Raw genomic sequence first — 17,743 nt, 5'->3', positions numbered from 1 at the left:
GTCAATCCCTGGAAGGAGCCGAGACTAAAGTATCAAATTTCTCTATATTGAAATAATTGGGAAATTATTGTAGGATTGGCTTAACCGATTAAGCTTATCGGTTTTTTGTCCATCAGAATCTAATAGGGGAGGCGGTTGCGAATGGAGAATGTAGTGTTATATCCCTTTAACAAGATCACTCAAGGGATATTCAGATTCAGAGATTTGACGGATTTTAATGTGACGGCAGTGGTTGATTTTGTCCTTCATAAGGGTTGCGATGTAGGAGAGTTAATCGAAGGCGCAGCTGCGGGTATCCCAATCACGGACAATATCGAAGAAGCGTTTCGGTCAGCGAATACGCTGATCCTCAATGACCCGGGAACCTCGTTTGGTAACAACGAAGGCGTATACGGAGAATTTAATCTTAAAGAGCTTTGGAGAGTGCTAGTACTCGCGGCGCATGAGCATAACATACGAATAATTAGTGTCCACGAGATTTTAGATCAAAACACACTTCAATGGTTGGAAGAGAACCAAATTACAATCGATATTGATGAGCAAATCCCAGATCGATTGGTGAGTAGAATGGTTGATGAGTATGCATTTCCATCTCCTACTGATGAAATAACTACCTATTTAAATTATTTTGAATTGGATACCAAAATCAAAACTTATAATCAAAGGATTTGCAAGGTGGGCATATTTGCGACACGTGGATGTCTAGGTAAATTTACGGCACAAATGTCTTTGTTTAGAGAGCTCAAGAAAGCAGGAGAGAAGGTAAGGACGATTATCACCGAGCCTACCGCATCTCTGTTTAATCAGCCAGGCGGAGATATTATGAAGTTCATCGCTCGTAGACCTCTAAATCAATACCCGTACTATATTAATGCTGCTGTTCGGGATGCGGAGAATGACGGCTGTGATTTTATTATTTTGTCAGGGCAAGGTTCTTTGCTTCCGAATGAGAATTTCATTATTGCTGCTACAAAAATTTCTTATTTGCGGGCTTTCAGTCCTGATTTGACAGTGCTCATAGCTGGGTACGACGATGATGAGCAAATCAGAGATAGTCTTGATATTCTAAGAATTTATGGAAATGGAAGCCGCTCTTTTGCAATCCTTATTCCAGATAAATATGAGGTTGATTTTGGACAATACGAATTCAAAACACCTGAAGAAATGGAGCGGCGAAAACAAGAAATCCGAAGTCGTTTTGACGTAGACCATGTGGAATGCGTACTGGATATCGGCAAATTAACCAGTGAACTGATTAAGCATAGGAAATCCATCAGTCAATAAACTGCGGGGGGCTGTGAATATGAAGAAGGTAGCTCTTTATCCATTCAATAAAATTACACAGGGTCTTATCCGTTTTCGCGATCTGCTGGATGTAGAAATTGTTTCAGTCATTGACTTCGTTTTTCAGGCAGGCTGTGATGCCGGTGAACTTGTTGATGGGACTCTATCAGATATCTTTATTTATGCTTCCCAAGAAGAGGGTCTAGCGGGTGTAGATACGTTAATCTTAAATGATCCAGGTACCTCCTTCGGTGGAAATAAGGGCATTTTTGACGAAAATGATTTGTCTGGATTGTGGCGGAAATTAGTAACCTATGCAGTTTTGAGAGGTATACGTGTTATCAGCGTTCATGATATCTATGATCAGGATACATTGAGCTGGATGAAAGAGAATCAGATTAAGATCGAGGTAATCCACGGATCTCGTGGCAACCTTTTTAAAGACATGGACGCACGTTATGGTACGGAAGGTTCTAACACGGAACGATACCTAAAGCAATTTGAGAATGAAGCCCTCATGTTCTCTATCCCCAAAAAAATTAAAAGAATCGGAATCTTCGCCACTCGAGGCTGCATCGGCAAGTTTACCTTACAAATGAAGCTATTCAAAGAATTCAAAAAGAATGACATTCCAGTAACGGCGTTCATCACTGAACCTACAGGCTTTCTGTTTGGTCAACCGGAAGGCGATATCTTCAAATTTCTGGCACAACGGCCGTTGGAACAATATCCTTATTATATTGATACAGTTGTTGACCATTCTGAACGTAACGGCAATGAATGGATTATCATGGCCGGGCAAAGCTCCATACTTCCTACCTCTAATATTGCATTCAATTCACTCCGCTTTGCTATGTTAAAGTCTTTTAATCCGGATCATGTGTTATTAATCGTTGGATTTAATGATGATGAGCAAATTCGTGTGCTATAGAAATATTGCGAATCTATTCCAAGCGTCCAATCTCGCTGCTGTTACCTGATAAAATAGAGTCCTCCTATGGACAGTACGAAACTTATCCCTATGAGCGGCGGATAGCCCGTAAAGTAGAGTTACAACAAAAGTTTCTAATTCATGTAGACCTAATCGAAGAAGCAGCAGATGTGATGAACTTGTTATTGGAAGCAGAGAATGCCTCCTCTATTGCCGGTAGAGGAAAGTGATATGTTAAATCCCGGACACTCTGTTTATCAGATTATTACGGATCGTTTCTTTGAAGGTGATCCCGGAATTCGCCCCTCAGCAGAACTGTTTAGCTCAGATCAATCCAATCTCCGAAAGTACTTAGGTGGGGACTGGGAAGGGATAATTCGCAAAATTAAGGACGGTTATATTACGGAAATGGGGTTCAAGGCGATCCTGATTTCTCAGCCAGTAGAGAATGTCCATACTTGTATGGGGGATGAAGGAGGTACGACATCGTATCACGGTTATTGGCCTCGAGACTTCCTAAAGGCGAATGCTTACTTTGGATTACTGGATAAATTCAAGGAGCTGCTAGACGTCGCTCATGAGAAGGGGCTAAAGGTGATTATTGATTTCACACCTAATCATACTTCTCCGGCGCTGGAGCTTAATCCCGGTTATATGGAGAACGGTGCTTTGTACCGCAGAGGTCAGTTTATCGCATCTTACTCGGGAGATATGGAGAGGGTCTTTCTCCATAATGGCGGAACGGATTTTTTGGATGCAGAAGACTCTCTCTACCGTAATTTGTATGATCTAGCTGGATTGGATCAAATGAATCCGCAAGTGGATGCTATTTTACGTGAAGGTATTGGATTCTGGCTGGAGTATGGGGTTGACGGAGTACGAATTGATGCGGCTAAACATATTCCGCCAGGCTGGCTGAAATCATTTTCAGGATGTATTCATGCCTACAAGCCAGCATTTGTATTCGGCGAGTGGTTTCTGCATGCCCATGAAAGCCCGAGTGATAATGCCGCCTTAGCCAATGATAGCGGAATAAGCCTGCTTCATTTTATGTTCAGCCATACTTTACGGAGTATTTTTCATGGGGGAGGTGGATTTGAACAGTTCATCGATATGTTAAGCGGATCTGCCAATAGCTACGAACATTTATATGATCAACTTATATTTTTGGATAATCATGATATGACTCGTTTTACTGTTCATGAGAATCCCTCACTTACGGATCTAGCGTTGTCTTTGCTTCTCACTTCAATTGGAATTCCCTTGGTATACTATGGAACCGAACAGTATATGTGCGGTGGGGATGATCCAAATAATCGCGCTATGATGAGTGCATTCAACAGAGAAACTTCAGCGTATCGAATACTGTCTCAGCTTAATCGTTTAAGAGAACGGAACTTCGCCATTGCTTACGGGGGAATAAAGGTACTTTACATGACTAATAGAGTGCTGGTGTTTGAACGGAGCTATAAGCGAGATGTGGCTTTAATCATGCTGAATGTAGAAGAATCTACACATGAGATCCCTGAGATGGTGACTTCACTACCAAAAGGGGAGTACTCCAGCTTGTTGGAACAAGTATTTGCAGGCAATGATATCTGTATTAATAGTGGAGGAAGATTGTCTTATAAGGTACTGGCGCCACAATCTGCTTATGTGTACGCATATGAATCTGAGCAAGAAGAGCCAGTAGCCGTACATTATTATCCTAAAGCAGGCGTACCAGGCAATGAGATTATTATTCATGGAAGACATCTGGGCGATAGAGGAAGTTTATTTGTTGGCGGTCAGTGTGCAAACGTTATTTCTTGGAAAGCTGATGAGATTGTTGCACGTATTCCGTATTTGTCGGCAGGTAGCCACAAGATTATGGGGACAACGGGTCAAGAAAGTGAATTTCTGTTGCCCGGCCGTTTAACAGTCTGGACAGCTCCATTAGTAACAGTGCGCTTCGTAGTAACGAATGCGTTCACAGATTATGCTTCGCAGATATATGTGTCAGGAAATGTGTATGAGCTTGGAGAGTGGGAGATAGATCGCGCGAGGGGTCCGTTTTATAACCATATCGTATACCGCTATCCTTCCTGGTACTGTGATATCAGCTTGCCGGCAGACTGTACTGTGGAATTTATACTTTTTAAGAAAAATAAATCCGGATCGGTGGACAGGGAAAAGGGATTGCCACATAAGTTTACGACCCCGCGAGAAGGTGTATCTGAAATTACGGTAGAATGGCAGAGTTAATGTAAATGTTCGACTGGAGGTATCTAATCTGTATTAGGAGATGCCAAGTATGGAAGAAAGATTGCAGTATGATGGGGAACGATTGACATTTCAGACAGCTCTGGACGAAGGCATGAGAAATCTTATTTCTAGGCATTTTAATGCATCATGGTATGAATTACAGCAGGCGGTTCGTTTAACTACACTTTCAGTAGATAATAAATTCTCACGTTTTCTCTTTCCGGTGAAACAGTCTCTTGGAGAAACAATAGAAATGCGACTCCCCCGTGTGGAAAACCGTTATTTTTATGCCGATTTAGGGATTATTAAAAAAGCGCAAACGTTTGTATCCATTTCGAGATCTAAAGTTTTGCATGTTCTGGAGGATGGTGAAACGCATTATTCGGATTGGCTCTCCTTTCAAAGAGATCATGCCTCTCCTCCGTTGTTGGAACAGAACACATGGTGGGAATATTTTACGGGTTATTCTCTATCTAAAAACTGAGAGATTGGGAGGAAGCATGTATGCCAAAACCCGTGTCCGTCTTAATTTTGTCATGGGAATATCCCCCTCTGATTATTGGAGGGATCGCACCACATGTTTATGAATTGTCCAGGCACTTGAAGGATGAGTGGACAGAGATTCATGTAGTGACCAATTCCGCGCCCCAAAGTCCTATTTTCGAGACGGAAAAAGGTGTGTTCATACATCGGGTGAATTCGTACGAGAACCTGACTGATTTTGAAGATTGGGTCCTCCAATTTAATCTGGCGATTGTGGATTATGTGAAGACCCAGCTTCTTGGTAATGTCAGATTTGACTTCATTCATGCGCATGATTGGCTGGTAGGGTATGCAGCTATTCTTTTACGACATCAGCTTAACCTACCATTAGTTACGACGATTCATGCCACGGAATATGGTAGGAATCAAGGGTTATTCACGCCACAGCAGCAGGGTATCCATTCTATTGAGAATGAACTCGTATCTCTTTCAGACAAGGTTATTGTTTGCAGTTCCTATATGAAGCACGAGGTTTGCAATGTGCATGCGATTGATGAACAGAAAATGGAAGTGATTCCTAATGGCATTGACCTTAGCTCGCTGCAACTTAAGGAGCCTCACACTTTTCAAAGAGAACTTTATGCACAGGCAGAAGAAAGGATTGTGCTGTTTATTGGAAGATTAGTGAAAGAAAAGGGGGTTCAGGTGCTCTTAGAAAGTGCCCGAGAGGTCCTCTTAGTGATTCCAGATTGTAAATTTATCATTGCTGGGCGTGGTCCAATGTTATCCGAGCTGGAAAGTATAGCTTCCGATATTAACTCCCAGGTGCTCTTTACTGGATTCATCAAGAATCAGGAGAAGAATTTCTTGCTTGAAATTGCGGACTTGTGTGTGTTTCCGAGTTTATATGAGCCTTTTGGTATTGTGGCAATTGAAGCGATGGGGAGTGGAACACCTATAGTTGTTTCTGACGTTGGAGGTTTAGCGGAGATTGTAGAGGATGGACGAACTGGGCTGACTAGCGTGCCAGGGGACTCATATATACTTGCCGAAAATATCCTGCGGATTCTTCAAGATTATTCCCTGGCCAGCCGTATTGCTGAAGCCGGCAGAACGGAAACTGAGTTGCACTATGACTGGAGAAGCATAGCTTTGCGGACAAAGGAAGTCTATTCCAAGCTCAGCGGCGTTAAACTGTGACGGGGATATTTCCAAGACAATGGATTCAGTGAGGAACTTTAAGGTCGAATTTTCCAAACTCTATAGAAAAGAGGGCACCGTTATGACGTCTTTTAACACCTTGAAGGAAGAGATTCTTGATCATAATCTCTGCACATCCTGTGGTTTATGTGCCGCCGTATGTCCTAAGGGTCTTCTATCGATGAGTAGTGACTCGGTTCCTCTGCCTATATTTCAAGGTATCGAGGAGCTAGCCATGGATAGCTGCGGAAGCTGTACGCTTTGTACCGAGGTCTGTCCGGGTTATGATACCGGCGTTATGGAATCTGAGCTCCGAATCTTTGGTCGTAACCGCTCCGAGTCGGAACGCTGGACAGGTGTATATATTTCTACTCATCAGTTATCGGCAGCAGATCCGGATATTCTCGGAAGAGCAGCAGCAGGGGGAGCGGGCACTATTTTGGCTATCACGGCCCTGGAAGAGAAAGTCGCGGATGCGGTTATCGTTGTAGGTAGAGATGAAGAAAAGCCTTGGGTTCCGAAGGCGTTTATTGCAGATTCAGTGGATAAAATTATCGAATGTGCGCAAACGAGTTATTGCATCACCCCCAATCTTCACTTGTTGAATGATTCCCGGTATGAGCGAATTGGAATTATCGGTGTTCCCTGTCAAATTCAAGGCATTAATAAATTACTCAACTTACCAAAGGACACACCTACCTCTTTCCTGGCTAGTAAGGTAGCCTTTACGATTGAACTGGGTTGCGCTTCGAATACATCTTTGGCTGGAACCGAACATCTGATTGCTGAAATTCTGGGAGTTCAGCTAGAGGACGTTCTCTTTATGCGCTACCGAGAAGGAGAATATCCGGGACAGTTTGTGGTCAGAACACGGGATGGCAAAGAACATTCGCTGCCGTTTTACAGGTTGGTAGAAGAGTTCAAGAAATTCAAGACATTCCGCTGCTTATCCTGCCCCGATTGGTGGTCTGGAATAGCTGATATTTCCATTTCAGATGGGGACCCGAATATTTTTGATTCCAGCAAAACTGGAGTGTCAGTAAAAGCCTACTCTACGGTGATGGTAAGAACTGCGATGGGGGCAAGGCTGATTGAACTAGCGAGGCGCAGGAATGCGATCGAGCTGGTTGATTACACATTCGATAACAACCTTGGCTTAGAGCGTAAGCGCCAGCGTTACCGTAGCTACGCTGCGCAAGGTGACCGAAAAATCCCGCTTGCTCCTGGAAGAGATATGAAATATTCGCAAATACTCTCGGATGACGAGGTGATTAGGAATGGAATTGGTACGGAACAAAACCGAACTGCCAACAAAATTTGACTTGAGGGTAAGCGCGAAGTTGGACGAGCATTCATTCAAATATGCATCGGTTCCTGGGGATAAATCTATTTCTCAGAGGGCAATTATGATGAACGCCATTGCGGAAGGGAAGGGAGTTATTCATAATGTACTGCGATCTCGTGACATTGAGAGTTGTATCGCTATTTTGCGCCAATTAGGTGTAACGTTTGCATGGAATGGTAATGCATTAACTGTCTATGGATTGGGGCTACAATCATTAAGAATTCCTGATGCCAGACTTGAAATCGGGAATACTGCTACATCTGCGAGACTTATCATGTCTGTTCTGGCAGGTCATCCATTTGCAGTCGAGCTAGCCGGCAATCGACTTCTATCTACTAGGCCTATGGATTGGGTGGCACAACCGCTGATAGAAATGGGAGCGTCGATCACCTATCTCGAAAGCGAAGGCTACCTTCCGCTTGTGATTAACGGTAGGTTCCCATTGAGCCCTATCAATATCGAGGCAACAGTAGCTAGCGCACAGGAGAAATCAGCCTTTCTATTTGCGGGTCTCTATGCAGATGGAACAAGTAGCTATCGACAAATGTGCCAGAGTCGCGATCACACGGAACGATTGATGAAATATTTTGGAATTGATATTGAAATCCAGAATAACGTTACCTCTATCCGAGGTGGTTATAACTTTGCAGCCAAAGATGTGATTGTTCCAGGCGATTTGTCTTCCGCTGCATTTTTGCTAGCAGCTTTTACGATTCGTAGTATGGATCGTAAAAAGGAACTTTGGATCAGAGATGTAGGTGTGAATCCAACTAGGTTTGGATTCGTCAGCGTGCTACGAGAGATGGGGGTGGATCTGAAGCTACATCGGGAAAGGCAGCTAATATCCGGTGAGCCAATAGCGGATCTCTACTGCACTACAGGAAAAACGCTAACTCCCGTACATGTGGAAGGCAACGAAAAAGTACAGAGTCTGATCGATGAGGTTCCATTGTTAGCTGTAGTATCAGCATTCGCTGAGGGGACTACCGTCATTAGGAACTGTAGGGAACTGAAGGATAAGGATACAAACCGATTGGAGACAACTGCCAAGCTATTAGCGGCGTTTGGACTCGAGACTTCTTATAATGAAGATGAACTTATTATCTTTGGTGGTCGTAGTCCTTCGCCTGCAGTCGTGGATAGTTATGGTGATCACCGAATTGCTATGACTGCCGCCGTTCTAGCTAGTAGTATGGAAAAGCCTTCTATTATTCGGAATTGTGGTTGTATCGCTGTTTCTTATCCTGAGTTTCTGAATGATCTGTCTCAATTTGCTGAGATTGAAATTTTGCAGTGACGAGATTTAAGACAACGTATTTAAGGTGGAGCTACCAAGCTAGAGCGGAGCGCTGTGTGTGCTCTAGCTTTTTTTATTTCATTTAACTAGTTGATAAACTGTTAACTTTTCTATGAACATACTCTTCCTTGTGATGTTTTTTATATTTTGGGTAAATAGATTTAAGAACCTAAATAAGTCAGCGAGAAGAGGTGTTCTCATGAAAACAAATTTTAATCCAGACGAGACAGAACAATGAAATCGCTTTATATACTGACACAAATTTGTGAAACCATTCACTTAATTATTAAGAATTTTAATATATAATTAATTTATAATCAAAATTAGGGGGAATCGAAATGAAACTATTTAAAATGATTTTGGTGGCCGGGGTTTCGGTAGCGGTATTGGCTGGTTGTGGAGCAAACGAGGATAAAGCAACTAACTCGGCGGCAACTTCAGCTCCGGCTGCTGAGCAGACAGATGCAGTCACTACTGCCTCGATTGTGAATCAAGCAGATGCATTTACTAAAGCTGTAAGCAAAGATGGAAACTGGATTGTAGCTATTCTAAATGATGTAACGATTCCTGAAGAGGTTGTTGTAGCTGGAGAATTCCATGATAAAGGAGCCGCTGATGGCGACATCTATCGTAAGATTGCCCTTTACTCACAAGACGCTGATCATAAGATCACTGCAAGTTATACACTTACCGTACCTAAGTTTACTGTACAAAGTGAAAATTTGAAAGTTGAAGGCGGAACGATTAAAGGCGATGTTTATGTAGAAGCGAAAGGTTTTACTCTGCCTGAAACCGCAACAATTGACGGTAACCTATACTTCACAAGCGAGGATCTGAAAGCATCTGCAAAGATTGACGGAAAAGTGACTGGAACAACAGAAGTTAAATAATTTTGTAATCATCTCATACGTAGAAGCCAACCCATAGACTATGGGTTGGTTTTTTCTTATTGAGGTGATGAGATGTATCCCGGTTTAGACGGTTGTGGATAATGATTATGTGATCTTTGGTTGATTTTCTTAATATTGATCTTATAATATTACTACCACTACTAGGAGGAACACATATGTCTAAGGAATATTCACGTACGTATATTGAGAGTGTAAAGCTTGAAATGTTAAATAGATTGGGATTGAAGCAAGTGTTCTTTAAGGAGCAAATAGGTGACGCTTTGATTTTTGAAGCGGTGGGATTTGATAAAGGAAGCAAGCATCGTTTTTGTGTTAGACCGAAGACGAAAACGATTGACGAATTCATTTCAGGAAAATGGATGAAGGTCCGTAGCTTTGTAATCAAAAGCGTAGAGATGTAATTTTGAACTCTAAAATGGTAGTTCCGTTTATATCGGAGTTACCTTTTTTTGCAGTTACCTAATACTGTGAACGTTTCGTGGGGCTTTTTTTCAAAGATAATGTGAAGTATCGCCGTAGAGATCAATGGTAGTATGATGGTCAGTTAGCGTTACTTTACATAAGGCTGTGGAGAGAATATCCGGCATTTCCCCTAACTCTTGCAATGATTTATTGAGAAAATGAGCCATTATAACTTTTAACGTTATCCGATGAGTGACAATAAGCACCTCAAGTCCTTCGTTATCGTTAATGATACGCTCTATAGTCGGCGTTACTCTTTGTTCAAGCTGACTGTAGGTTTCACCTGAAGCTAGAGGGAGATATAGATCAGGTCTGGTGAAAAAATGAGAGTATTGTAAAGGATAATCTTGTTCAATCTGATCCGTGTTCATTCCTTCCCAAATGCCCATGTTAATTTCCATTAAAGAAGCATCCTGTTGAATGGATAAACTCCGCTTTCCCCGTAAAATCTGCGCAGTATGCAATGCTCTTGGGCTAGTACTAGAATAAATTGCACTTAAATTTTCGCCTTCCAAACGATCTCTCAACCATTCAGCCTGCTGCTCACCTAACGCTGTAAGTGCCGAATTTTGATGCCCCTGCATCCGTTGTTGCAAATTCCATTCGGTTTGTCCATGCCGGGTTAAGAATAATACTGTCTCCTTCATTAACGAAACCTCCCTTATGAATAGTTGTAAGTATAGGATAAAAAAATATAAATAAACAATATATAATAGTTAGGATCCATAATGTATGGTTATAGTAAGAAACGAAGCTTCTTGAATAATGATTTTATTTTATATGGTTAGGAAGATATCACGATGAACTTTCATGTATTAAAATTGTTTTACTACGTGGCGATAACAGGCAGTGTGACCAAAGCTTCTGAACGTTTACATATCAGTCAACCCGCTATATCTGCGCAGATCCGTAAGTTTGAACGGGAGAATCAAATTTTATTATTAGAGGTCAAAGGAAAGAGGATGGTACTTACACCGATTGGAAAAAGACTGATCGATCCCCTTGAGAAGTTATTTGCCATGGGTGAACAAGTACAGCAGATCATTGAGAATCATCACAAATTTCCTGAGGGTCAAATTCGGATCGCAGGTAATTATCTGGCTACAAGTATCCTCATTCCGAGGTGGGCGTCATTATTCAAACAATCTTTTCCGGAAGTAAAAATTCAAATCACTACTACTAATTCTCAGGAAGTGATGGAACAATTAAAAAGCTTTGAAGCGGACGTGGCGATTTACAGTGATATGGAGTTCCCTTCGCATCATACAGACATATTTGAATATCGGGAGTTATACAAGGACGAGTATGTGTTCGTGGTCGCTTCTAAGCACCCTTTTGCTAAGCAGCAGGTTAGCTTTGAAGAAGTGATGTCTGAAGCATTTATTATGAGAGAGGAAGGCAGTGCAGCTAGAGAGAGACTTGTTCGAATATGTGAAGAAAAAAAGGTACAACAGCCAAGAGTTGAGCTTCAATTTAATGGAGTGAATGAGGTTATTCAAGCTGTGATTGCCGGGTATGGGGTTAGTTTTGTATCCGCTTTGTTAGCTAAGCCTTATCTTGAACAGGGGACGTTAGCCAAGGTTGATGTGGAAAATGTAGTCTCTAATCATTCGATATGGATGGGCTACAGAAAGAAGGAGCTTAAGGTGAGTTATATTCAGTCATTTATTAAGCTCGTCATGAAGCAAATATCAATAAATATATAATCATTTTTAGGAAATTGAAGATAATCTTATGGTAAACTATGGATGAAAAATGGGGAGGGGTTATGATGGATACAATCGTGTTCAAACAAATTGAATTTGTGCGTAGTGTTACTGTTCGTGCAGTTGAAGAGCTTTCCGAGGAAACGCTAGATATCATTCCAGAAGGTTTCAATAACAACATCAGATGGAACTTGGGACATATTTATTTGGTGCAAGAGAAGTTTGCTTTTCATTCCGCTAGGGAGCTTATGCAATTGCCGGAAAGCTTTGAACGATTATTTGCGAAAGGGACAAAACCTGCAGAGTGGAGCGAGAAGCCACCAACACTTGAAGTGTTAATCGAGATGCTTTCGGAGCAACCCAAACGTATCAGGGAAGCTATGAACAATCGCTTAAGTGAGCAAGTGACCCCTCTTACAACCGGTAGTGGATTAACATTAAATACTATCGGAGAATTCATAAATTTCACGCTTTACCATGAAGGGATGCATTTCAATACTATAAAACTATTAAATCGATTTGCAGATTGAAGTCATTAAATCGGATCAACACTAGTGGGATCAGCAACTTGGGGGGGGATTCAATGGAAGTAGGAAGAATCCTAGGGATTGCTTATAATGTGATTCCTGTAGAAGATTTAGAGAAGTCTGCAGCTTGGTTTGTGAAACATTTTGGCTTTAATATAAGAGATCGGAGAGAAGGCAACTTAAGCTTATTTAGGGATAATAGACCGATCCTATGTTTAACTCAAAGTGATCATGATTCGAGAGCTGTATTCGAGGTAAGGGATAAAAAAAGATGGGTGATCACTTTCTTTACAAATGATATCTCAACCCTTCATCAGTATTTAGTTTCAGAAGATGTGAAAGCCGGAAACATTAGCGATGAAGGAGAATATGGGAAGTTTTTTGTCTTTGAAGATTTGGATGGTAATTTATTTGATGTATGGGAACACCATGATTGTGAGCTGGTTTATTAGCTTTTTTAAGGATATCGATGTCTTGTCGATATCTTTTGTTATATATTGGAACAGAAAAATATTTGTAATGAAAACGGTTTTATGATACTCTAATTTATGTAATACATGTAACCGGTTACACATTGGGGGATGAAATGAATGATGACGATTAAAGATGTTGCAAAAATAGCTGGGGTGTCGGTAGCAACCGTTTCAAGAGTTATAAATGAATCTGGTTATGTTAATATCGATACTCGAAAAAAGGTTGAAGCAGCGATCAAAGAAATGAATTATACCCCTAATGAGGTTGCAAGATCTTTGTACAAACGGAAATCCAAATTAATCGGACTTCTATTACCTGACATTACGAACCCATTCTTCCCGCAATTAGCACGTGGGATAGAAGATCGGATGCAGGAGCATGGTTATCGCATTATCTTTGGGAATAGCGATGAGAACGAAGAAAAGGAATTGGATTATATTCAAACCTTTATCCAAAATAATGTCATTGGCATGATCTCATCCACTAATTTTCCTGAAAAAGATATCTACTCTAACTTGAAAATCCCGGTTGTATTTCTTGACCGTACTTCTAATGACAGTCCCTCCGTATACGCAGATGGCAGAAAGGGCGGACGCCTTGCTGCTCAAGAAATCATTGCACGGGGAAGCACTAAGATTACAGTGATGCAAGGACCGGCACATATTAAACCGGCGCAGGATCGATTTCAAGGTGCGATAGAAGTGCTTGATGAGATGGGAATCACTTATCATGTGATCCAGACATCATCGTTCTCCCACACAGAAGCAGAACAATGGGCTGTAGAGTTATTTGATAAATATATAGATACAGACGGTGTAATTGCCAGTAATGACATCGTAGCGACGGCAGTGATTCATGAAGCACATCGCTTAGGTAAAAGAGTGCCACAGGATCTCCAAATTATTGGATTTGATGATATCCCGCTTAGCAGTCTTTTGTCACCTTCGTTATCCACTATTCGTCAGCCAGCACATGACATGGGCCGAGAAGCGGCGGGTTTACTTATTAAGTTAATTGAGCAAGATAAGGTAGAAGATAAAATCATTCAATTACCCGTCAGCTTTGTGGAGCGGGAAACAACAAGAAGTAAAGCATAGATGACGACATAAGAAAGGTTGATGAACATGGCTAAGATTTGTGTCATTGGAAGCTGTTCAATGGATTTGGTGGTGACTTCATCCAAGCGGCCTCATGCAGGGGAGACCGTTCTAGGTGAGAGCTTCGCTACCGTTCCAGGAGGTAAGGGGGCGAATCAGGCTGTGGCAGCTTCGCGTCTAGGGGCCGAAGTTACGATGGTTGGTTGTGTAGGTGAAGATTTCTATGGTAAGGAGATCATGGATAATCTAAAGAGAAATCGGGTTCTTATCACAAATGTGGAACCGGTTACACATACCGAAAGCGGGACAGCCCACATCATTTTAGCAGAAGGTGATAATAGCATTATCGTTGTAAAGGGAGCAAATGATTTCGTTACTCCTGCTTTAGTTGAGCGAGCGCTTGATGTTATTAAAGGCTCTGATATGGTGCTAATCCAACAAGAAATACCTGAAGAAACAGTATCTTATGTAAGTGAGCTTTGCCATAAATTTAATGTACCTATGCTGCTTAATCCGGCACCTGCTCGTCCTATCAGTGACACGATTATAGAAAAGGCTGCTTATCTAACACCTAACGAACATGAATGTACAATTTTATTCCCTAAGATGAGTACTGCTGATGCCTTACGGAAATATCCCAACAAGCTGTTTATCACAGAGGGAAGCAATGGCGTGCGATTTTATGATGGTGAACAAGAAGTTCTGGTTCCTACTTACAAAGTGAATGCTATAGATACGACTGGAGCTGGAGATACTTTTAATGCGGCATTTGCAGTTGCGTTAGCTGAAGGCAGCTCCATTCTGGATAGTGTAAAGTTTGCCAATCGAGCGGCATCTTTATCCGTTACTAAATTTGGTGCTCAAGGTGGTATGCCAACAAGAGCAGAGGTGGAGGCGAATATGTAGCTATGAAGAAACACGGGATATTAAACAGCCATATTTCCAAAGTGCTTACGGATTTAGGTCACACCGATACAATTGTCATCGCAGACGTTGGGCTTCCAGTTCCACCTGGTGTTCCGAAGATTGATCTCGCGATTAAACTAGGGGTTCCTAGTTTCCAAGATATCGTTGATATCATTTCAGAGGATATGGTCATCGAAAAGGTAATTGTGGCAGAAGAATTAGCTACGGACAATAAAGCTACTTCTCAATACTTAAATAATAAGTTTAAGGAAATACCCATAGAAGCGTATTCACATGAGCAATTTAAACAACTAACCCAGCAAGCTAAGGTTATTATACGCACGGGTGAAGCTAAGCCGTATGCAAACTGCATTCTGCAAGCCGGGGTCTATTTTGGATAAGAAGGGGGTTCGAAGTGTATGCACATTACGATGAAAGATATTCATAAGTCTTTTGGCGCTAACCGAGTATTGACCGGTGTGGATTTTGAACTCAAGGACGGTGAAGTCCATGCCCTGATGGGTGAGAATGGCGCAGGTAAGTCTACACTCATGAATATTCTGATTGGTCTGCACCAACGTGACCAAGGAACGATTCGTATAGATGATCAGGAGAAATACTTTACGAATCCCAAAGAGGCAGAACAATATGGAATTGCATTTATCCATCAGGAGCTAAATGTGTGGCCGGATATGACGGTTCTGGATAATCTGTTTATTGGCAAGGAACGAACATCCAAATTCGGCCTGTTAAATAGGAAAGAGATGAAAGCGTTAGCAAATGAACAGTTTGCTAAGCTCTCTGTGACCATTCCTTTGAACCAAGAGGCGGGGGAATGTTCGGTAGGTGAAAAACAAATGATTGAGATAGCTAAAGCGCTTATGACACATGCAAAAGTTATTGTCATGGACGAGCCCACCGCTGCATTAACCGAGAGAGAAATACAGAAACTATTCGAAGTCATTGCCTCACTGAAGAAAGAAGGCGTCTCTATCGTCTATATTTCGCACCGGATGGAAGAGATTTTTACGATATGTGATCGAATCACCGTTATGCGGGACGGGAAAACCGTAGACACGAAGCCCATTCCTGAGACTAATTTTGACGATGTAGTTCGGAAGATGGTAGGTCGTGAATTAACAGATCGGTTCCCTGAGCGAACTTCTAAACCTGGAGGAGTTGTTCTTGAAGTTAAGAATGCTTCAAAGAAAGGCCAATTTAAAAATGCTAATTTCTCAGTACGAGCTGGTGAAATCATAGGATTCTCCGGATTAATGGGATCAGGACGTACAGAAATGATGAGAACCTTATTCGGATTGGAATCACTAGATCAGGGTGAAATCTGGGTGAAGGGACAGAAGGTTACCATTCGAAATCCCAATGATGCTATGCAGGCTGGAATCGGCTTCGTTACAGAGGACCGCAAAGATGAGGGGTTAGTCCTTGATTTCTCGATTCGAGATAATATGGTGCTGACGAATTTATATAGCTTTGCCCCCAAGGGCGTAATCATTGATAAGAAAGAACAAGAATTTGTGGACATGCTCATTAAGCGGCTACACATCAAAACGCAGTCCTCATCGACTTTGGTGCGAAATTTATCTGGAGGTAATCAACAAAAAGTAGTTATCGCCAAATGGATTGGTATTGGCCTCAGTGTTCTTATCCTCGATGAACCTACACGCGGTGTCGACGTAGGGGCAAAACGGGAGATCTATCAGTTAATGAACGAATTAACCGAACGTGGCGTCGCCATTATTATGGTATCCTCAGAACTCCCTGAAGTCCTAGGGATGAGTGACCGCATCGTAGTTGTTCATGAAGGGGAAATCAGTGGAGAACTTACACAACAAGAAGCTACGCAAGAAAAAATCATGACGTTAGCTACAGGGGGGCAATAGTAATGACTACTATCAAAGATGAGAGTGTAAAGAAAGGTTTCCAAATCGGGCAAATCACACAGAAATTAGGGCCATTACTAGGGCTAATCATTCTAATAATTATCGTAACCGTGTTGAACCCAAGCTTTATGGAACCTCTTAATATACTGAACTTGCTTAGACAAGTCGCAATTAATGCGCTTATCGCTTTTGGGATGACCTTTGTTATTCTAACGGGTGGCATTGATTTATCAGTAGGTTCTATTCTAGCCTTATCCAGTGCTTTCACAGCCAACTTGATGTTGTCAGGCTGGGATCCGATCTTAGCTATTATTGTGGGCTGTTTAGCGGGTGGACTGATGGGGATGGTCAACGGTCTAATGATTACGAAAGGCAGAATGGCACCCTTTATCGCTACGCTGGCGACCATGACTATTTTCCGCGGGCTAACGCTTGTATACACAGACGGTAATCCGATCACTGGTCTAGGTGACAGCATGACGTTTCAATTGTTTGGCCGTGGATATTTACTAGGAATACCTGTACCTGCTATCACGATGATTATCGTATTCGCTGTCCTGTGGATTGTACTTCATAAAACGCCATTTGGCCGTAAAACGTATGCCATTGGGGGGAATGAGAAAGCATCCATTATTTCAGGGATTAAAGTAGACCGCATCAAAATAATGATCTATTCCTTAACCGGTATGTTATCCGCATTGGCAGGGGCTATCTTGACCTCTAGATTGAACTCAGCACAACCAACAGCAGGAACATCCTATGAGTTAGATGCGATTGCGGCTGTAGTATTAGGGGGGACGAGCTTAACGGGTGGTCGTGGACGTATTGTTGGTACATTGATTGGTGCCCTTATTATCGGGATTCTGAACAATGGCTTGAACTTGCTCGGCGTATCATCATTTTACCAAATGGTAGTTAAAGGGATCGTTATTGCGATTGCTGTGCTCATAGACCGTAAGAAAGCCGTATAAGGGG

The 17,743-nt window shown here is 41.9% G+C and carries 19 protein-coding genes; 18 read left to right on the top strand and 1 reads right to left on the bottom strand.

Going from position 1 to position 17,743, the window contains the following annotated elements; translation table 11 throughout:
• Positions 1 to 141: 141 nt before the first annotated feature.
• The 10 genes from ACN6MV_RS20180 (at position 142) to ACN6MV_RS20135 (ending at position 10,096) form a co-directional block, all read left to right on the top strand.
• Positions 142 to 1,284 (top strand): DUF1611 domain-containing protein, encoded by a 1,143-nt coding sequence (locus ACN6MV_RS20180; RefSeq protein ID WP_042129280.1) that lies wholly within the window; start codon positions 142 to 144, stop codon positions 1,282 to 1,284.
• Positions 1,285 to 1,303: 19 nt separating this feature from the next.
• Complete coding sequence (locus ACN6MV_RS20175; RefSeq protein WP_419884714.1) at positions 1,304 to 2,215, top strand: DUF1611 domain-containing protein; 912 nt, start codon at positions 1,304 to 1,306, stop codon at positions 2,213 to 2,215.
• Between the two features lie 5 nt (positions 2,216 to 2,220).
• Positions 2,221 to 2,445: a hypothetical protein gene (locus ACN6MV_RS20170; RefSeq protein WP_419884713.1), complete on the top strand. Its 225-nt coding sequence runs from the start codon at positions 2,221 to 2,223 to the stop codon at positions 2,443 to 2,445.
• 1 nt (position 2,446) lies between these two features.
• A complete protein-coding gene (locus ACN6MV_RS20165) occupies positions 2,447 to 4,459 on the top strand; it encodes an alpha-amylase family glycosyl hydrolase (RefSeq protein ID WP_052414651.1) in 2,013 nt (670 codons plus the stop codon).
• A 49-nt stretch (positions 4,460 to 4,508) separates the two neighbouring features.
• Positions 4,509 to 4,943: a hypothetical protein gene (locus ACN6MV_RS20160; protein ID WP_042129274.1), complete on the top strand. Its 435-nt coding sequence runs from the start codon at positions 4,509 to 4,511 to the stop codon at positions 4,941 to 4,943.
• A 20-nt stretch (positions 4,944 to 4,963) separates the two neighbouring features.
• On the top strand, positions 4,964 to 6,142 hold the full coding sequence (locus ACN6MV_RS20155; protein WP_042129272.1) for a glycosyltransferase family 4 protein: 1,179 nt from the start codon (positions 4,964 to 4,966) through the stop codon (positions 6,140 to 6,142).
• Positions 6,143 to 6,224: 82 nt separating this feature from the next.
• Positions 6,225 to 7,463: a Coenzyme F420 hydrogenase/dehydrogenase, beta subunit C-terminal domain gene (locus ACN6MV_RS20150; protein ID WP_419884712.1), complete on the top strand. Its 1,239-nt coding sequence runs from the start codon at positions 6,225 to 6,227 to the stop codon at positions 7,461 to 7,463.
• Positions 7,420 to 8,784 (top strand): 3-phosphoshikimate 1-carboxyvinyltransferase, encoded by a 1,365-nt coding sequence (aroA, locus tag ACN6MV_RS20145; protein WP_419884711.1) that lies wholly within the window; start codon positions 7,420 to 7,422, stop codon positions 8,782 to 8,784. Before ACN6MV_RS20150 ends, aroA begins: the two co-directional genes overlap by 44 nt.
• A gap of 338 nt (positions 8,785 to 9,122) precedes the next feature.
• Positions 9,123 to 9,674 carry a polymer-forming cytoskeletal protein gene (locus ACN6MV_RS20140; RefSeq protein WP_076120717.1) on the top strand — a complete coding sequence of 184 codons (552 nt, stop codon included), beginning with the start codon at positions 9,123 to 9,125 and terminating at the stop codon, positions 9,672 to 9,674.
• Between the two features lie 176 nt (positions 9,675 to 9,850).
• On the top strand, positions 9,851 to 10,096 hold the full coding sequence (locus ACN6MV_RS20135) for a hypothetical protein (protein ID WP_042129265.1): 246 nt from the start codon (positions 9,851 to 9,853) through the stop codon (positions 10,094 to 10,096).
• Between the two features lie 90 nt (positions 10,097 to 10,186).
• Here the strand turns inward: ACN6MV_RS20135 and ACN6MV_RS20130 are convergent, their stop codons facing one another.
• Positions 10,187 to 10,804: a histidine phosphatase family protein gene (locus ACN6MV_RS20130; RefSeq protein WP_042129263.1), complete on the bottom strand. Its 618-nt coding sequence runs from the start codon at positions 10,802 to 10,804 to the stop codon at positions 10,187 to 10,189.
• Positions 10,805 to 10,957: 153 nt separating this feature from the next.
• Here ACN6MV_RS20130 and ACN6MV_RS20125 point away from each other — a divergent pair, with 153 nt between their 5' ends.
• From ACN6MV_RS20125 to ACN6MV_RS20090, 8 genes are all read left to right on the top strand, one after another.
• A complete protein-coding gene (locus tag ACN6MV_RS20125; protein ID WP_042129261.1) occupies positions 10,958 to 11,863 on the top strand; it encodes a LysR family transcriptional regulator in 906 nt (301 codons plus the stop codon).
• 62 nt (positions 11,864 to 11,925) lie between these two features.
• A complete protein-coding gene (locus tag ACN6MV_RS20120; RefSeq protein ID WP_349651462.1) occupies positions 11,926 to 12,393 on the top strand; it encodes a DinB family protein in 468 nt (155 codons plus the stop codon).
• A 53-nt stretch (positions 12,394 to 12,446) separates the two neighbouring features.
• Positions 12,447 to 12,842 carry a VOC family protein gene (locus tag ACN6MV_RS20115; protein WP_042129258.1) on the top strand — a complete coding sequence of 132 codons (396 nt, stop codon included), beginning with the start codon at positions 12,447 to 12,449 and terminating at the stop codon, positions 12,840 to 12,842.
• A 138-nt stretch (positions 12,843 to 12,980) separates the two neighbouring features.
• Positions 12,981 to 13,961 (top strand): LacI family DNA-binding transcriptional regulator, encoded by a 981-nt coding sequence (locus tag ACN6MV_RS20110; protein ID WP_042129257.1) that lies wholly within the window; start codon positions 12,981 to 12,983, stop codon positions 13,959 to 13,961.
• Positions 13,962 to 13,988: 27 nt separating this feature from the next.
• The gene (gene rbsK, locus ACN6MV_RS20105; protein ID WP_042129255.1) at positions 13,989 to 14,867 is read left to right on the top strand and encodes a ribokinase; all 879 of its coding nucleotides are present in this window, start codon (positions 13,989 to 13,991) and stop codon (positions 14,865 to 14,867) included.
• Positions 14,868 to 14,869: 2 nt separating this feature from the next.
• Positions 14,870 to 15,268: a D-ribose pyranase gene (gene rbsD, locus ACN6MV_RS20100; protein ID WP_042129253.1), complete on the top strand. Its 399-nt coding sequence runs from the start codon at positions 14,870 to 14,872 to the stop codon at positions 15,266 to 15,268.
• Between the two features lie 18 nt (positions 15,269 to 15,286).
• Entirely contained in the window at positions 15,287 to 16,768 is a 1,482-nt protein-coding gene (locus ACN6MV_RS20095; protein WP_042129251.1) for a sugar ABC transporter ATP-binding protein, read from the top strand.
• Between the two features lie 2 nt (positions 16,769 to 16,770).
• Positions 16,771 to 17,739 carry an ABC transporter permease subunit gene (locus tag ACN6MV_RS20090; RefSeq protein WP_042129249.1) on the top strand — a complete coding sequence of 323 codons (969 nt, stop codon included), beginning with the start codon at positions 16,771 to 16,773 and terminating at the stop codon, positions 17,737 to 17,739.
• Positions 17,740 to 17,743 lie beyond the last annotated feature (4 nt).

This window comes from Paenibacillus sp. B-A-8 (assembly GCF_048572915.1).
In the GTDB taxonomy this organism is placed as follows: domain Bacteria; phylum Bacillota; class Bacilli; order Paenibacillales; family Paenibacillaceae; genus Paenibacillus_AQ.
The sequence above is the reverse complement of the archived record's forward strand: the minus strand, read 5'-3'. Positions and strand labels throughout refer to the sequence as shown.

Coding starts and splice junctions, on each gene's coding strand:
- ACN6MV_RS20180 (WP_042129280.1), top strand. CDS start 142: ATGGAGAATGTAGTGTTATATCCCTTTAACAAGATCACTCAAGGGATA.
- ACN6MV_RS20175 (WP_419884714.1), top strand. CDS start 1,304: ATGAAGAAGGTAGCTCTTTATCCATTCAATAAAATTACACAGGGTCTT.
- ACN6MV_RS20165 (WP_052414651.1), top strand. CDS start 2,447: ATGTTAAATCCCGGACACTCTGTTTATCAGATTATTACGGATCGTTTC.
- ACN6MV_RS20160 (WP_042129274.1), top strand. CDS start 4,509: ATGGAAGAAAGATTGCAGTATGATGGGGAACGATTGACATTTCAGACA.
- ACN6MV_RS20155 (WP_042129272.1), top strand. CDS start 4,964: ATGCCAAAACCCGTGTCCGTCTTAATTTTGTCATGGGAATATCCCCCT.
- ACN6MV_RS20150 (WP_419884712.1), top strand. CDS start 6,225: ATGACGTCTTTTAACACCTTGAAGGAAGAGATTCTTGATCATAATCTC.
- aroA (WP_419884711.1), top strand. CDS start 7,420: ATGGAATTGGTACGGAACAAAACCGAACTGCCAACAAAATTTGACTTG.
- ACN6MV_RS20140 (WP_076120717.1), top strand. CDS start 9,123: ATGAAACTATTTAAAATGATTTTGGTGGCCGGGGTTTCGGTAGCGGTA.
- ACN6MV_RS20135 (WP_042129265.1), top strand. CDS start 9,851: ATGTCTAAGGAATATTCACGTACGTATATTGAGAGTGTAAAGCTTGAA.
- ACN6MV_RS20130 (WP_042129263.1), bottom strand. CDS start 10,804: ATGAAGGAGACAGTATTATTCTTAACCCGGCATGGACAAACCGAATGG.
- ACN6MV_RS20125 (WP_042129261.1), top strand. CDS start 10,958: ATGAACTTTCATGTATTAAAATTGTTTTACTACGTGGCGATAACAGGC.
- ACN6MV_RS20120 (WP_349651462.1), top strand. CDS start 11,926: ATGATGGATACAATCGTGTTCAAACAAATTGAATTTGTGCGTAGTGTT.
- ACN6MV_RS20115 (WP_042129258.1), top strand. CDS start 12,447: ATGGAAGTAGGAAGAATCCTAGGGATTGCTTATAATGTGATTCCTGTA.
- ACN6MV_RS20110 (WP_042129257.1), top strand. CDS start 12,981: ATGATGACGATTAAAGATGTTGCAAAAATAGCTGGGGTGTCGGTAGCA.
- rbsK (WP_042129255.1), top strand. CDS start 13,989: ATGGCTAAGATTTGTGTCATTGGAAGCTGTTCAATGGATTTGGTGGTG.
- rbsD (WP_042129253.1), top strand. CDS start 14,870: ATGAAGAAACACGGGATATTAAACAGCCATATTTCCAAAGTGCTTACG.
- ACN6MV_RS20095 (WP_042129251.1), top strand. CDS start 15,287: ATGCACATTACGATGAAAGATATTCATAAGTCTTTTGGCGCTAACCGA.
- ACN6MV_RS20090 (WP_042129249.1), top strand. CDS start 16,771: ATGACTACTATCAAAGATGAGAGTGTAAAGAAAGGTTTCCAAATCGGG.